At 69.4% G+C, this 14,176-nt stretch carries 14 protein-coding genes; 10 read left to right on the top strand and 4 right to left on the bottom strand.

The window, feature by feature from the left end; translation table 11 throughout:
* Positions 1-92: 92 nt before the first annotated feature.
* On the top strand, positions 93-1,004 hold the full coding sequence (locus tag Q7W82_RS05350) for a LysR family transcriptional regulator (protein ID WP_242159614.1): 912 nt from the start codon (positions 93-95) through the stop codon (positions 1,002-1,004).
* A 202-nt stretch (positions 1,005-1,206) separates the two neighbouring features.
* On the opposite strand, the gene Q7W82_RS05355 is transcribed toward Q7W82_RS05350, so the two are convergent.
* Both Q7W82_RS05355 and Q7W82_RS05360 read right to left on the bottom strand, forming a co-directional pair.
* Positions 1,207-1,776 carry a flavodoxin family protein gene (locus Q7W82_RS05355; protein WP_242159615.1) on the bottom strand — a complete coding sequence of 190 codons (570 nt, stop codon included), beginning with the start codon at positions 1,774-1,776 and terminating at the stop codon, positions 1,207-1,209.
* A 112-nt stretch (positions 1,777-1,888) separates the two neighbouring features.
* Positions 1,889-2,794 carry a LysR family transcriptional regulator gene (locus Q7W82_RS05360; RefSeq protein WP_242159616.1) on the bottom strand — a complete coding sequence of 302 codons (906 nt, stop codon included), beginning with the start codon at positions 2,792-2,794 and terminating at the stop codon, positions 1,889-1,891.
* Positions 2,795-2,903: 109 nt separating this feature from the next.
* On the opposite strand from Q7W82_RS05360, the gene Q7W82_RS05365 reads away from it, so the two are divergent.
* The 4 genes from Q7W82_RS05365 to Q7W82_RS05380 all read left to right on the top strand — a co-directional run bounded on the left by Q7W82_RS05365 (position 2,904) and on the right by Q7W82_RS05380 (position 6,984).
* A complete protein-coding gene (locus Q7W82_RS05365; RefSeq protein WP_242159617.1) occupies positions 2,904-3,305 on the top strand; it encodes a DoxX family protein in 402 nt (133 codons plus the stop codon).
* 34 nt (positions 3,306-3,339) lie between these two features.
* A complete protein-coding gene (locus tag Q7W82_RS05370) occupies positions 3,340-4,146 on the top strand; it encodes a class III extradiol ring-cleavage dioxygenase (RefSeq protein WP_242159618.1) in 807 nt (268 codons plus the stop codon).
* Positions 4,147-4,240: 94 nt separating this feature from the next.
* Positions 4,241-5,485, top strand: coding sequence for a putative DNA modification/repair radical SAM protein (locus Q7W82_RS05375; protein ID WP_242159619.1), 1,245 nt, complete (start codon positions 4,241-4,243; stop codon positions 5,483-5,485).
* A gap of 56 nt (positions 5,486-5,541) precedes the next feature.
* Positions 5,542-6,984 (top strand): UdgX family uracil-DNA binding protein, encoded by a 1,443-nt coding sequence (locus tag Q7W82_RS05380; protein ID WP_242159620.1) that lies wholly within the window; start codon positions 5,542-5,544, stop codon positions 6,982-6,984.
* Between the two features lie 117 nt (positions 6,985-7,101).
* On the opposite strand, the gene Q7W82_RS05385 is transcribed toward Q7W82_RS05380, so the two are convergent.
* Complete coding sequence (locus tag Q7W82_RS05385) at positions 7,102-7,692, bottom strand: fasciclin domain-containing protein (RefSeq protein WP_242159621.1); 591 nt, start codon at positions 7,690-7,692, stop codon at positions 7,102-7,104.
* 372 nt (positions 7,693-8,064) lie between these two features.
* Here Q7W82_RS05385 and Q7W82_RS05390 point away from each other — a divergent pair, with 372 nt between their 5' ends.
* Both Q7W82_RS05390 and Q7W82_RS05395 read left to right on the top strand, forming a co-directional pair.
* Positions 8,065-8,538 (top strand): hypothetical protein, encoded by a 474-nt coding sequence (locus tag Q7W82_RS05390; protein WP_242159623.1) that lies wholly within the window; start codon positions 8,065-8,067, stop codon positions 8,536-8,538.
* A 412-nt stretch (positions 8,539-8,950) separates the two neighbouring features.
* Complete coding sequence (locus tag Q7W82_RS05395) at positions 8,951-10,588, top strand: Na+/H+ antiporter (RefSeq protein WP_160946256.1); 1,638 nt, start codon at positions 8,951-8,953, stop codon at positions 10,586-10,588.
* Between the two features lie 178 nt (positions 10,589-10,766).
* Here the strand turns inward: Q7W82_RS05395 and Q7W82_RS05400 are convergent, their stop codons facing one another.
* Positions 10,767-11,246, bottom strand: a complete 480-nt coding sequence (locus Q7W82_RS05400; RefSeq protein WP_311195499.1) for an Lrp/AsnC family transcriptional regulator — start codon at positions 11,244-11,246, stop codon at positions 10,767-10,769.
* Positions 11,247-11,357: 111 nt separating this feature from the next.
* On the opposite strand from Q7W82_RS05400, the gene Q7W82_RS05405 reads away from it, so the two are divergent.
* From Q7W82_RS05405 to Q7W82_RS05415, 3 genes are all read left to right on the top strand, one after another.
* The gene (locus Q7W82_RS05405) at positions 11,358-12,287 is read left to right on the top strand and encodes a DMT family transporter (protein WP_242159626.1); all 930 of its coding nucleotides are present in this window, start codon (positions 11,358-11,360) and stop codon (positions 12,285-12,287) included.
* A gap of 170 nt (positions 12,288-12,457) precedes the next feature.
* On the top strand, positions 12,458-13,405 hold the full coding sequence (locus tag Q7W82_RS05410) for an ABC transporter ATP-binding protein (RefSeq protein WP_242159628.1): 948 nt from the start codon (positions 12,458-12,460) through the stop codon (positions 13,403-13,405).
* Positions 13,402-14,163 (top strand): ABC transporter permease, encoded by a 762-nt coding sequence (locus Q7W82_RS05415; protein ID WP_019798936.1) that lies wholly within the window; start codon positions 13,402-13,404, stop codon positions 14,161-14,163. Before Q7W82_RS05410 ends, Q7W82_RS05415 begins: the two co-directional genes overlap by 4 nt.
* The last annotated feature ends 13 nt before the right edge of the window (positions 14,164-14,176 follow it).

Below are 14,176 nucleotides of genomic sequence, written 5' to 3' on the forward strand. Positions count from 1 at the left end.
TAAATCCGGGTAATCCGCATGTGCCTTGAAGGTGTGCTAAACAATGGAGGGCGCACCCCGCGCGTCCGTCCTGCCGCTGCCGCCCGTTCCCCATGCACCGTCCACCGCCGCTGTCCGCCGTCGTCGCCTTCGTCCGCGTCGCCCACCACGGCAGCTTCACCCGCGCCGCCGCCGAACTGGGCGTCTCGCCCTCGGCCTTGTCGCAGACGCTGCGCGCGCTGGAGGCGCAACTGGGCGCGCGCCTGCTCAACCGCACCACCCGCCGGGTCGGCCTGAGCGAGCACGGCGAGCGTTTCCTGCAGCGGGTGGCGCCGGGCCTGGCGCAGATCGATGTGGCCTTCGCCGACCTGGATTTCCTGCGCGACCGCCCGGCCGGCACGCTGCGCATCAACCTGCCGCTGGTGGCCGCCGAGCAGCTGGTGTGCCCGCAGCTGCCGGCGTTCCTGGCGCGCTATCCGGAGGTCAGCGTGGAGCTGTATTCGGACCGGACCCTGGCCGACATCGTCGCCGGCGGCTTCGACGCCGGTATCCGCCTGGGCGAGAGCCTGGCGCGCGACATGATCGCGGTGCCGCTGGGGCCGCCGCAGCGGCAGACGGTGGTGGCCGCGCCGGCATATTTCGCCGCGCATGGGACGCCGCGCACGCCGGCCGAGCTGGCCGAGCACGACTGCATCCGCTGGCGGCGCACCGACGGCCGCCTGCAGGCCTGGGAATTCACCCGCGACGGCCACGATTTCCTGGTCGAGGTCACCGGGCGGCTGGTGGTCAACGACACCGCGGTCGGCCTGGACGCCGCGCGCCGCGGTCTGGGGCTGGGCCAGGCGTTCGAGTGGCAGGTCGCCGCCGACGTCGCCGCCGGCCGCCTGCAGCGGGTGCTGGACGACTGGCATGCGCCGTTCGCCGGCTGGCACATCTACTACCCGGCGCGCGAGCACCTGCCGCCGAAGCTGCGCGTGTTCATCGATCACCTGCGCGCGGCGCATGCGACGGGCGGCACGGCGTAGATCGCCGGTGCTGGCTCGGGGCCGGCGGTTGCGAAAAGTGGGAGGGGGCGAGAACAGGCGGCGGTGCTGCAGCCGCGATTAGCTCGTGCTGCGGAAGCGCCCGACCGGCTAGGCCGGGCGCCGAAGGGGGCATCGTGTCGCCCCGTGCACCGCGGCGATCGCGGTGCAGGGTGCCGCCCGGCGCGGGCGGCACCGAAGCGGCTCAGCCCTTGAGCTTGGCCGCGAACTCGGCCACGCGCTTGCCGAGCAGGCGCGCGGTCTCCAGGTCGCCGCTGCGCGGCGCCTCGTCCGGCGAGGCGTCGGACGGCGAGATCGCCAGCGCGCCGCCGGAGCCGGCGGTCCAGTTCACGTCGTTGGGGCCGTGCGCCTTGGTGTTGGACGGCAGCAGGCCGGTGCCGACCCAGATCTGGCCGTGCTGCTGGGCCAGGGTCCAGAAGTATTCGATGGTGGCGAACTTGTCGCCGTTGACCGAGGCCGAGTTGGTGAAGCCGGCGGCGATCTTGTCCTTCCAGGCCTGCGCGAACCAGGGCTTGGAGCTGGCGTCGGCGAACTTCTTGAACTGCCAGGCGGGGCCGCCCATGTAGGTCGGGCTGCCGTAGATGATGGCGTCGGCCTGGCCGATGGCCTCCCAGGCGCCGTCGGGCAGGTTGCCGTCCTGGTCGATGCGGTACAGCGTGGCCTCGCCGACGCTGGCGGCGCCGGCGTGCACGGCCTCGGCCTGCTTGACGGTGTGGCCGTAGCCGCTGAAGTAGACGATCACGATCTTGCTCATAGGCGGACTCCTGAAGGGTGAGGGGGAAAGCGCGGGCATTGTGCGCACGCCCTGCCGCCCGGATCAGCGCCACCGGCGGGATGTTGTGTCCGACCGCGCGCCGCGGTTCGGTTCAGTCTTCGGCCGGGGAGCGCATGCTGCGGTCGATGCCGACCTCGACCAGGTAGTCGATGAAGCTGCGCACCTTCGGCGCCAGGTGGCTGCGGCTGGCGTACACCGCATAGACACCGATCGGGCCGACCTCGTGCTCGGGCAGCACCCGCACCAGGCGGCCATCTTCCAGTGCCGCCTCGGCCATGAAGTCCGGCTGCATGGTAATGCCCATGCCGGCGATGGCCGCCTCGCGCAGCACGTCGCCGCAATTGGCGCGCAGGGTGCCGGCCACCCGCACCTGGGTCGCGCCCTCGGGGCCGTGCAGGGTCAGGTCGTCCTGCACGTAGCTGTAGCTGAGGAAGGCGTGGCCGGCCAGGTCGGCCGCCAGCTGCGGCGTGCCGGCGCGCGCCAGGTAGGCCGGTGCCGCGCACAGGAAGGCCTGCACTTCGCCGAGCTTGCGCGCGATCAAGGTCGGCGCCACCTGCCGGGTGATGCGGATCGCCAGGTCGTAGCCTTCCTCGACGATGTCCACCAGGCGGTCGGACAGGGTCAGGTCCAGTGCCACCTGCGGATAGCGCGCGCTGTAGCCGGCCAGGCGCGGCCCGAGCCGGGCGATGCTGAAACTGAAGGGGGCGTTGATCCGCAGCGTGCCGGAGGGCGTCAACGCCTGCTCGCCGACCGCCGCCTCCATGTCGTCGAACTCGGCCAGCAACAACTGGCAGCGCTGGTAGTAGGCGGCGCCGACGCTGCTCGGGCTGACCCGGCGGGTGGTGCGGTTGAGCAGGCGCGAGCCCAGGCGCTGTTCCAGCCACGCCACCTGGCGGGTGACGCTGGCCGTGGACATGCCCAGCGCCTCGGCGGCGGCATTGAAGCCGTTGCGGTCGACCACGGCGACGAACACCCGCATCGCATCAAGCGTATCCATTGTTGCGGATCCCGAAATGAATTCTCGAAATAACGATAATTTATTCGTGGCGGCGACGGGAATAGCCTGTACAGCGTTCCCCATTCCCTGCCCCGTCGTGAGGTCTCCCATGTCCGCTCCCGTCTCCCGCCTGGCGCCCTACGGTGCCACCCTGCTGCGCCTGGCCCTGGGCGCGCTGTTCCTGGTGCATGCACTGACCAAGCTGCTGGTGTTCACCCCGGCCGGCACCGCCGCCTACTTCGTGTCGCTCGGGTTGCCCGGCGCGCTGGGCTATGTGGCGATGGCGCTGGAGTTCACCCTCGCCGCGGCCTTGCTGCTTGGCGTGTACGCGCGCTGGGTGGGACTGCTCGGCATCCCGCTGCTGCTCGGCACCATCGTCAGCGTGCACGGCGCCAACGGCTTCGGCTTCGCCAATCCCGGCGGCGGCTGGGAGTACCCGGCGTTCTGGGCGCTGGCGCTGGCGGTGCTGTTCCTGATCGGCGACGGCCGCTTCGTGTTGCGCACGCGCTGAGCGTGGTGTTTCCTGTCCCTTCCGGAGACCTGTCATGTCCCGTCTGCCCTCCCTGTACATCTCGCACGGTTCGCCGATGACCGCGCTGCAGCCCGGCCTGGTCGGCACGCGCCTGGCCGAACTGGCGAAGACGCTGCCGCGGCCGCGCGCCATCGTGCTGGCCTCGGCGCACTGGCTGGGCCGGCGGCCGCTGGTCGGTGCCGCCACGCAGCCGCCGACCATCCACGACTTCGGCGGCTTCCCGCAGGCGCTGTATGCGATGCAGTACCCGGCGCCGGGCGCGCCGGCGCTGGCCCACCAGGTCGCCGAGCTGCTGGCGCAGGCCGGGCTGGCGCCGGTGCTGGACGAGCGCCGCGGGCTGGACCACGGCGTGTGGGTGCCGCTGTCGCTGCTGTACCCGCAGGCCGACATCCCGGTGGTGCCGCTGTCGATCCAGCCGGAACTGGGGCCGGAGCACCATCTGGCGCTGGGCCGCGCGCTGGCGCCGCTGCGCGAGGACGGCGTGCTGGTGATCGGCTCGGGCAGCATCACCCACAACCTGCACGACTTCGGCCGCTACGCCGAGGGCAAGGAAGTGCCCTACGTGCGTCCGTTCATCGAGTGGACCGAGCAGGCGTTGCGCCGCGACGACGTGCCGGCGATGCTCGACTACCGGCGGCAGGCGCCGTTCGCCGCGCGTGCGCATCCCACCGACGAGCACTGGTTGCCGATCTACGTGGCGATGGGCGCGGCGGGGACGGACGGGTTAGGCGCGCAGCGCATCGACGCCGGGATCGACGCCGGCCTGCTGGCGATGGACATCTATCGCTTCGATGGCGCCGCGGCACGCGCAGCGGCCTGAACGCCGGCGCGTCGACCTGAGCGATTCATGGCGGTGAAGGCCGCAGCGCATCCGCGTCTCACCGTTTGAGACGCGGACCCGGCATCGTCGGCCGGTGAATACCCTCGAAAAACTCGCCGTGCTCGCCGACGCGGCCAAGTACGACGCCTCCTGCGCTTCCAGCGGTGCCGACAAGCGCCATTCGCTGCGCAGCGGCGGCATCGGCAGCACCGAGGGCATGGGCATCTGCCATTCGTACACGCCCGACGGGCGTTGCGTGTCGCTGCTGAAGATCCTGCTGACCAACTTCTGTGTGTTCGACTGCGCGTACTGCGTCAACCGCGTGTCCAGCAACGTGCGCCGCGCGCGCTTCACCCCGGCCGAAGTGGTCAAGCTGACCCTGGATTTCTACAAGCGCAACTACATCGAAGGGTTGTTCCTCTCCAGCGGCATCATCCGCAACAGTGACTACACCATGGAGCAACTGGTCGAGGTGGCGCGGCAGTTGCGCGAGGAGCATCGCTTCGCCGGCTACATCCATCTCAAGACCATTCCCGATGCGGCGCCGGAACTGCTCGCCGCCGCCGGCCGCTACGCCGACCGGCTCAGCATCAACGTGGAGTTGCCGACCGAAGGCGGCCTGGCGCAACTGGCGCCGGAGAAGAACGTCGGCGGCATCCGTGCGGCGATGGGCGAGTTGCGCTGGCGCATCGAGGAGAGCAAGGAGGCGCGCAAGGCCGAGACGCGGGTACGCGCCAAGCCGCCGCGCTTCGCCCCGGCCGGGCAGAGCACGCAGATGATCGTCGGTGCCGATGGCGCCGACGACCGCGCGATCCTGCACACCAGCCACAATCTCTACGGCAACTATCGCCTGCGCCGGGTCTACTACTCCGCGTTCAGTCCGATTCCCGACGCCTCCAGCAAGCTGCCGCTGCTGGCGCCGCCGCTGCAGCGCGAGCACCGCCTGTACCAGGCCGACTGGCTGCTGCGGTTCTACGATTTCTCGGTGGAGGAGATCGCCCCGCCCGCGGCCAGCGGCATGCTCGATCTGGACGTGGACCCCAAGCTGGCCTGGGCGCTGCGCAACCCCGAGCGGTTCCCGGTAGATCTCAACACCGCCGCGCGCGAACTGCTGCTGCGCGTGCCGGGGCTGGGCACGCGCAACGTCGAGCGGCTGCTGCTGGCGCGGCGGCACGCGCGGCTGCGGGTCGAGGACCTGGCGCGGCTGCGGGTGCCGCTGAAGAAGCTGCTGCCGTTCGTCAGCGTGCTCGATCACCATCCGCGGCAGCGGCTGGACGATCCGCAACGGCTGCGCGCGCAACTGGCGCCGGCGCCGCGGCAGGGTGGCCTGTTTGATTGACGCGATGGGCGCGGCCTGTTGCGTTTCAGGCGCAGGAGCGATGCGCGGGGCGTGCCGTGTTTCAGGCTGAGGTGCTGCCGCCGTGGAGCCTGGAGGCGTGGCGGGCCGTGGCGCGGGCGGCATGGTGTGCGCAGGTGGCGCCGGAGACGCTGGCCTGGGATGGCGATGCGCAGGGCGGCCTGCTCGCCGGCACCGACGTCGCGGCGCTGCCTGCGCAGGTGCCGCCGCCGCGGGTGTCGGCCGAGTTCCTGGCGCTGGCCGGCGCGGTGCTGTGCCATCGCGATCCGCAGCGGCATGCGCTGCTGTACCGCCTGCTGTGGCGCATCGCCGGCGGCGAGCGCGCGCTGCTGCAGCGGGTCACCGATGCCGACGTGCACCGCGCGCAGCAATGGGCGCAGGCGGTGCGCCGCGACAGCCACAAGATGAAGGCGTTCGTGCGCTTCCGTGAGGTGCCGGGCGAGCAGGAGGCCTACATCGCCTGGTTCGAGCCGGAGCACCACATCGTCGATCGCGTGGCACCGTTCTTCGCACGCCGTTTTGCCGGCATGCGCTGGGCGATCCTCACCCCGTACCGCAGTGTGCGCTGGGATGGCGAGACGCTGCAGTTCGGCGCCGGCGCGCAGCGCGCCGATGCGCCGGCCGACGATGCGCAGGACACGCTGTGGCGCACCTACTACGCCAACATCTTCAATCCGGCGCGGCTCAACCCGACGATGATGCGCCAGGAGATGCCGCAGAAATACTGGAAGCATCTGCCGGAGGCGCAGCTGCTGCCCACGCTGATCCGCGACGCCGGGCAGCGCGTGCGCGAGATGGCCGAGCGCGCGCCGGAGCCGGTGCGTCGGCGCATTCCCGCGCCGCCCCCGGCGCCGGCGGTGGCCGCCGACGACAGCCTCGAGGCGCTGCGCGCGGCGGCGCGCGACTGCCGCCGCTGTCCGCTGTGGCAGCCGGCCACCCAGACCGTGTTCGGCGAGGGACCGCAGGATGCCGCGGTGATGGTGGTCGGCGAGCAGCCCGGCGACGAGGAGGACCTGAGTGGGCGTCCCTTCGTCGGCCCGGCCGGACGCCTGTTCGACCGCGCGTTGCAGGAACTGGGGGTCGAACGTGCCGGCATGTACGTCACCAACGCGGTCAAGCATTTCCGCTTCGAGCAACGCGGCAAGGCGCGGCTGCACCGCAATCCCGAGCGTGCCCATGTCGAGGCCTGCCGGATGTGGCTGGCCGGTGAACTGGCGCGGGTGCGCCCCCGCATCGTGCTGTGCCTGGGCGCGACCGCGGCGCGCGCGGTGCTGGGGAACGGGTTTGCGCTGATGGCCCAGCGTGGGCAGTGGCAGGCGCTGGACGACGGCACGCGTGCCCTGGCCACCGTGCATCCGTCGTGGGTGCTGCGCCAGCGCGGCGGCGAAGCGGGAGAGGCCGCCTATCAAGGCTTCGTGCGCGACTTGCGCATGTTGGCGGAGCAGGTGCCGATGCTGCACGGAGACAGTGCCGACGACTGACGGCCTGCGCACGCGGCGGTCGTCGCAGTCGGGCGTGCTGCCGTCGTCGAGCGCAGGGAGGCGCAAAACGGGGACGGCCGCAGCCGTCCCCGCGATGCCAATGCACCCCCGATGTGCTTACGGCATCAAAACCTTGTCCACCACATGGATCACGCCATTGCGCTGCATCACGTCGGCGGTGGTGACGTGCGCGGTATTGCCCTTGCTGTCGGTGAGGGTGACCTTGCCGCCGCGGGTCTTAGCGATCAGCGTTTCGCCCTGCACCGTGGTCAGCTTGGCGCTGCCGCCGCCGGCCTTGATCTGCGCCAGCAGCGCCGCCGCATCGAGCTTGCCCGGGACCACGTGGTAGGTCAGCACCTGGGTCAGCTTTTCCTTGTTCTCCGGCTTGAGCAGCGTGTCGACCGTGCCGGCCGGCAGGGCGGCGAAGGCGGCATTGGTCGGCGCGAACACGGTGAACGGGCCGGCGCCCTTCAGCGTGTCCACCAGGCCGGCGGCCTTGACCGCGGCGACCAGGGTGGTGTGCTCCTTGGAGTTGACCGCGTTGTCGACGATGTCCTTGGTCGCATACATCGGCGCGCCGCCAACCATCGGATTCGGCTTGGCCTCGCTCATCGCTGCGTGGTCGTGCATCGCGGCCTGGCCGGTGTCGGCCATGGCGGGCAGGGAGACGAGGCCGGCGAGGGCCAGGGCCAGCAAATGGAGTTTCATGGGCTTGCTCCTTGAAAGGGATGCGCGGCCAGTCGACCGTGCACATCTCTCTACGCGCGCTGCGCCGGTGCGGTTGCATCACGCGGTCCAGATAATGATGAACGAGCGTTCCCAATGTCGTCGCGCTCGCTGCAATACGCCAGATGGGAAGAGTAGGGCGGGTACTGGCCGCAAATCAGGTTTTGCCCGGCATCTCTTGCTTCGCCGTCGGCCGATTCTGTGGGTGCATGGCCCTTCGCCAATCACGGTCCGGTCCTGTCGATCAACTGGAAGCCGCCGGTGTTGCCAGCGGAACGCGATCGGCATCTGCCGTCGACCGGGATGCAGGGACATGCCAATCAACCGCACGATCACATGCAAAGAGAGGATGGCATGAAGTACTACCACTACGGCCCTGTGTCGATTCTGAGCAAGGTAAAGCGACTGGGCGGCAGCAAGGGATGGGAGTTCATCGAAAGCGCACAGGATCAGTCGGAAGGAAAGCCGAAAGCGTGCTACGTCACACGCCTTTCGCCGGAGCAACTTGCCGACAACAGTAGCCCGGTAGCACGGGTGCTGGGCCTGAAGGCGACGCCGGGCGATCGCTGGCTGTGCTTTGAGATGGACTTGCCCGATGCCTGGGAGGAAAAAGGGGCTGCCGTGCTGATCACGCCCATCAAGGGGGACAGAGGCAAACAGGGAATCGCCCTGTTTCTGACCAAGCAAAAGGACTACGACGCGAGTCTCGATAACGACGTGGATGCACGTAGCGACTACATCTACATCAATCGCGCGTATTGCACGCAAATATGGACCATTAGCACCGCCACGGGAAAAGACAAGGTGTTCGAACCCTACACGCCGTAGTCGATCCGGTTACGTGCCTGCCGCGTGGCATGCTCGGGGCATGGTGCGTTCGTGCGCTCCCTTGGCGAATTGCAGGGAGCGACGCGTTGCCGTTCCACACCTGTCGAGTCAGGAACATGGGCGGATCAAGCGTCGCGCGACGCAGTGCAGCCAGCGGACAACGCCGGCCGCGCCGTCATCCATCGGTGACGCACCGGGGCGTCCAGATCCGGCTTGATGGACGCCGCTGGGTCCAGGGCGAGCGCTGCCCATCTTGCCCCCCAGTTGTGGGCCAGCCGTCCGGGCGGCAACGGTGCGACATCAGCGGCCGGCTGCGCCGTGCCACTGGACATCGCCGCCGCGGTGCGCTTTGCTTGCAGGCTCCCCCATTCATGGGCGGCGCCGCCGGCGTGGCGCCGCCGTCCGGACGAGCATGCATTCGATCGAAGTGGTCTTGGCGATGTTGCTGGCGGTGGTGGCCAGTGGCTACCTCGTGCGTGTCCTGCCGTTCTCGCTGCCGTTGCCGCTGGTGCAGATCGGCCTGGGCGCGATCATCGCCGGCGTGTTCAAGAAGGGCTATGCGCTGGAGCCGGAGCTGTTCTTCCTGCTGTTCCTGCCGCCGCTGCTGTTCCTGGACGGCTGGCGCATCCCCAAGCAGGGCCTGTTCCGTGACAAGGGCGTGATCCTGGAGCTGGCGTTGGGCCTGGTGGTGTTCACGGTGATCGGCGCCGGCTTCCTGATCCACTGGATGATCCCGACCATGCCGCTGGCGGTGGCGTTCGCGTTGGCCGCAGTGGTGTCGCCCACCGATCCGATCGCGGTGTCCTCGATCGCGGCGCGCGCGCCGATCCCCAAGCGGCTGATGCACATCCTGGAAGGCGAGTCGCTGCTCAACGACGCCTCCGGCCTGGTCTGCTTCCAGTTCGCGGTGGCCGCGGCGATCACCGGCGCGTTCTCGCTGGCCGACGCCTCGCTGACCTTCCTGTGGGTGGCGCTGGTCGGCGTGGCCGCCGGCATCGCGGTGGTGGTCGGCACTAGCCTGGCGCAGCGCTGGGTGTGGCGCCAGGTCGGCGAGGAGCCGGGCGCGGCGATCCTGGTCAACCTGTTGCTGCCGTTCGCGGCCTACCTGCTGGCCGAGGCGATCAACGCCTCGGGCATCCTCGCCGCGGTCGCCGCCGGCATCGCCATGAGCTACGTGGAACTGAGCGGCCGCGCCCCGGGCAGCATGCGCGTGCAGCGCTCGGCGGTGTGGGACATGGTGCAGTTCACCCTCAACGGCATCATGTTCGTGCTGCTCGGCGAGCAGTTGCCGGGCATCGTGCAGGGCGCCATGCACAACATGGACGAAGCCGGGCACCTGGACCCGTGGTGGCTGCTCGGCTACGCGCTGGCCATCTACGTCGGCCTGCTGCTGCTGCGCTTCCTGTGGGTGTGGCTGTCGCTGCGCTGGACCCTGCTCAAGGCGCGCCGTCGCGGCGAAGACCGGCAAAGCCCGCCGTGGCGGATCGTGGTGGCCACCTCGCTGGCCGGCGTGCGCGGCGCGATCACCCTGGCCGGCGTGCTGACCCTGCCGCTGGCCCTGCCCAATGGCGCCGCGTTCCCGGCGCGCGACCTGGCGATCTTCCTGGCCAGCGCGGTGATCGTCACCTCGCTGCTGGTCGCCAGCATCGCGCTGCCGCGCCTGCTGCGCGGCCTGGAGCTACCGGAAGAGCCGAGCGACCGGCTGGAGGAAGACCTGGCCCGGCGCGAGTCCTCGCGTGCGGCATTGGCCGCGGTGGAGAAGCTGCGCCAGCGGCTGGTGCAGGACAGCGAGCACGCCGACCTGTACAACGAGGCGGCCAACCGGGTCAGCGCGCTGTACCAGCGCCATCTCGACCACGGCGATGCGATGGAGAGCGACCCGGAGGAGGCGCGGCGCCTGGACAATGTGCTGCGCCAACTGCGCAACGCCGGCCTGCAGGCCGAGCGCCAGGAACTGTTCAAGCTGACCCGCCAGCGCAAGATCTCCGACGAGATCGCGCGCCGGCTGATCCGCAATCTGGATCTGCTGGAGGCGCGGCGCAAGAGTTGAGGGCTGGGAATGGGGAATCGGGAATGGGGATTCGTGGAAGCGGGTTCCTGGCGCCGTTGCGGATTTTTCGCGGTGCCGGTGCCGGCTCGCGCCGGTTCACGGTTCTTCGCCCTCTGTACGTCATCGGCGCACGGTGGCCTGCGCCGCGGGTAGCAGGGCGCACGGCTAGCGCCCCGCGCTAGGCATCCTCGACCAGCGGCGGCAGCCGCCTGGGCACCGGCATGGATTTCACGATTGCGGTGTTGGTTTCGGCACGTTCGCTGACTTTCGCCAGGATGCTGTCCAGATGCTGGATGGTGCGCAGGTACAGCCGGCAGATGAAGCAGTCTTCGCCGGTCACCTTGTCGCATTCGACGACTTCCGGGATGCGCTGCAGCAGTTCCTCCACCAGGTGCAACTGCCCCGGCAGCGGCTTCACCCGCACGATCGCCTGCAAGGTGTAGCCGAGCGTGCGTGGGTCGAGCTCGACCGTGAACCCGGCGATCACGCCCTGGTGCTGCAACCGCCGCACGCGGTCGGCGGTGGCCGGCGCCGACAGGCCGATCTGCCGGGCCAGTTCGCTGATTGCCACGCGCGCGTCCTGCGCCAGCGCGCCGAGGATGGCGCGGTCGATCGCGTCGAGTGTGGCAACGATGGGTACGGAAAGGCGATTTTGCATAAATGGATTAATTTCTGAGGTGATGTTGCTGGATGGCCTAATTTTAGGCATGTCTTCGCGAAGTCGTGGTTCCTACAATGGCTGCCATCCGACACAGTGAAAGGAACCGGGATGGCGTCCAGCGAGATCCGCCGTGGTGCGGCCGAGATGGTCGTGGCCATGCTCATGTCCGGCACGATCGGCTGGCTGGTCGTGTCGTCGCGGCAATCGCCGGTCAACGTGGTGTTCTTCCGCTGCCTGTTCGGCGCCGCCACCCTGCTCATCGTCTGCGCGGCGCTGGGCCTGTTGCGACGCAAGGCGTTTTCGCCGCGGATGCTGGCGCTTGTGCTGCTCGGCGGCGTCGCGATCGTGGGCAACTGGCTGCTGCTGTTCGCCGCCTACGGCCGCGCCTCGATTTCGATGGCCACCGCCGTCTACAACACGCAGCCGTTCATGCTGGTCGGGCTGGGCGCGATCGTGTTCCGCGAGCGCATCACCGCCTCGACCGTGGCGTGGCTGGCGGTGGCCTTCGTCGGCCTGGTGGGCGTGGTGCGCATCGCGCCGGCAGTGCTCGCGGTGCCGGGCGAGTACCTGCAGGGCGTCGCGCTGGCGCTGGGCGCGGCGTTTCTGTACGCGGTGTCGTCGATCGTCACCAAGCACCTGAAAGGCACGCCGCCGCACCTGCTGGCGCTGCTGCAACTCGGCATCGGCATCGTGTTGCTGGCGCCGTTCGCGCACTTCGATGCCTTGCCGCCCCGCCCCGGCCAGTGGCTGGATCTGGTGGTGCTCGGCGTGGTCAACACCGGGGCGATGTACGTGCTGCTGTACGGCGCCATCCAGAAACTGCCCACGGCGATGATCGGGGCGCTGTCGTTCATCTATCCGGTGGTGGCGATCGCGGTCGATCGCATCGCCTTCGGGCAGTCGCTGGCGTGGACGCAGGTGCTCGGGGCGCTGCTGATCCTGCTGGCGGCGGCCGGGGTCAACTTCGGCTGGCGCGTGCTGCCGTGGCCGCGCCCCGCGCGGCCGACCATCGGCGACGTCGACACCGGACAACGCTAGCCGGCGTTCGCCACCGCCATAACCGCGGCGCTGCCCTGCGTTTGCGGGCACTGCTGGCGCACTGTCCCGTATCCGGGAGAGTGCTTCCGCCGGATCAGGATTTATCCATCACGATCCGGCTTCTACCCTGGGGGCCGTTTCCGCGCCCGCCGCGCGTCCAGGGAGTTCCCGTGTCGCCGATCATTTCCGTGCAACAGCTCACCAAGACCTACGCCGGGGGCTTCCAGGCGCTCAAGGGCATCGACCTGGAGATCCGCCGCGGCGAGATCTTCGCCCTGCTCGGCCCCAACGGCGCCGGCAAGACCACGCTGATCAGCATCGTCTGCGGCCTGGTCACGCCCAGCAGCGGCCGGGTGCTGGCCGATGGCCACGACATCGTGCGCGACTACCGCGCCGCACGCGCCAAGATCGGCCTGGTGCCGCAGGAACTGGCCACCGACGCGTTCGAGACGATATGGGCGACGGTGCGCTTCAGCCGCGGCCTGTTCGGCAAGCCGCGCGACGACGCCCACCTGGAGCGGGTGCTGCGCGAGCTGTCGCTGTGGGACAAGCGCGGCAGCCGCATCTCCACCCTGTCCGGTGGCATGAAGCGGCGCGTGCTGATCGCCAAGGCGCTCGCGCACGAACCGTCCATCCTGTTCCTGGACGAACCCACCGCCGGCGTCGACGTGGAGCTGCGCCACGACATGTGGCAGATGGTGCGGCGCCTGCGCGAGCAGGGCACCACCATCATCCTCACCACCCACTACATCGAGGAGGCCGAGGACATGGCCGACCGTGTCGGCGTGGTCAACCGCGGCGAACTAGTGCTGGTGGAGGACAAGCGCACGCTGATGCGCAAGCTCGGCAAGAAGCAGCTGGCGCTGACCCTGCAGGCGCCGCTGCCGGCGTTGCCGCCGGCGCTGGCGACGCAGCCGCTGGAACTGTCCGCCGACGGCGCCACGCTGACCTACACCTACGACGCGCAGGCCGAGCAGACCGGCATCGGCCCGCTGCTGCGGCAACTGGAGGAGCAGGGCGTGGAGATCAAGGACCTGCAGTCCAGCGAGAGTTCGCTGGAGGAGATCTTCGTCAACCTGGTGCGGCCGGCGTCCGCCGCGGCGGAGGTGCGCGCATGAACCTGCACGCGATCGCCGCGATCTACCGTTTCGAGATGGCGCGCACTTTCCGTACGCTGACCCAGTCCATCGCCTCGCCGGTGCTGTCGACCTCGTTGTACTTCGTGGTGTTCGGCGCGGCGATCGGCTCGCGCATGGGCGCCATCGACGGCATCAGCTACGGCGCCTACATCATCCCGGGGCTGGTGATGCTGTCGCTGCTCAGCGAAAGCATCTCCAACGCCTCCTTCGGCATCTACATGCCGCGCTGGGCCGGCACCATCTACGAGGTGCTGTCGGCGCCGGTGGCGTGGTGGGAGGTGGTGATCGGCTACGTCGGCGCGGCAGCGAGCAAGTCGGTGCTGCTGGGCCTGCTGATCCTGCTCACGGCGCGCGCCTTCGTGCCGTACGAGATCGCCCATCCGCTGTGGATGTTCGGCTTCCTGGTGCTGACCGCGCTGACCTTCAGCCTGTTCGGTTTCATCATCGGCGTGTGGGCCGACGGCTTCGAGAAGCTGCAGGTGATCCCGTTGATGGTGATCACGCCGCTGACCTTCCTCGGCGGCAGCTTCTACTCGATCAACATGCTGCCGCCGCTGTGGCAGAAGATCAGCCTGTTCAACCCGGTGGTGTACCTGGTCAGCGGCTTCCGCTGGGCGTTCTACGGCAAGGCCGACGTGCACATCGCGGTCAGCGTGGGCATGACCCTGGGATTCCTGGCGCTGTGCCTGGGCGTGATCTGGGCGATCTTCCGCAGCGGCTACCGGCTCAAGCCCTGAGGCGGTCGGTCGC

The sequence above is a fragment of the Xanthomonas indica genome (genome assembly GCF_040529045.1).
Classification (GTDB): domain Bacteria; phylum Pseudomonadota; class Gammaproteobacteria; order Xanthomonadales; family Xanthomonadaceae; genus Xanthomonas_A; species Xanthomonas_A indica.

Coding starts and splice junctions, on each gene's coding strand:
- Q7W82_RS05350 (WP_242159614.1), top strand. CDS start 93: ATGCACCGTCCACCGCCGCTGTCCGCCGTCGTCGCCTTCGTCCGCGTC.
- Q7W82_RS05355 (WP_242159615.1), bottom strand. CDS start 1,776: ATGAGCAAGATCGTGATCGTCTACTTCAGCGGCTACGGCCACACCGTC.
- Q7W82_RS05360 (WP_242159616.1), bottom strand. CDS start 2,794: ATGGATACGCTTGATGCGATGCGGGTGTTCGTCGCCGTGGTCGACCGC.
- Q7W82_RS05365 (WP_242159617.1), top strand. CDS start 2,904: ATGTCCGCTCCCGTCTCCCGCCTGGCGCCCTACGGTGCCACCCTGCTG.
- Q7W82_RS05370 (WP_242159618.1), top strand. CDS start 3,340: ATGTCCCGTCTGCCCTCCCTGTACATCTCGCACGGTTCGCCGATGACC.
- Q7W82_RS05385 (WP_242159621.1), bottom strand. CDS start 7,692: ATGAAACTCCATTTGCTGGCCCTGGCCCTCGCCGGCCTCGTCTCCCTG.
- Q7W82_RS05390 (WP_242159623.1), top strand. CDS start 8,065: ATGAAGTACTACCACTACGGCCCTGTGTCGATTCTGAGCAAGGTAAAG.
- Q7W82_RS05395 (WP_160946256.1), top strand. CDS start 8,951: ATGCATTCGATCGAAGTGGTCTTGGCGATGTTGCTGGCGGTGGTGGCC.
- Q7W82_RS05400 (WP_311195499.1), bottom strand. CDS start 11,246: ATGCAAAATCGCCTTTCCGTACCCATCGTTGCCACACTCGACGCGATC.
- Q7W82_RS05405 (WP_242159626.1), top strand. CDS start 11,358: ATGGCGTCCAGCGAGATCCGCCGTGGTGCGGCCGAGATGGTCGTGGCC.
- Q7W82_RS05415 (WP_019798936.1), top strand. CDS start 13,402: ATGAACCTGCACGCGATCGCCGCGATCTACCGTTTCGAGATGGCGCGC.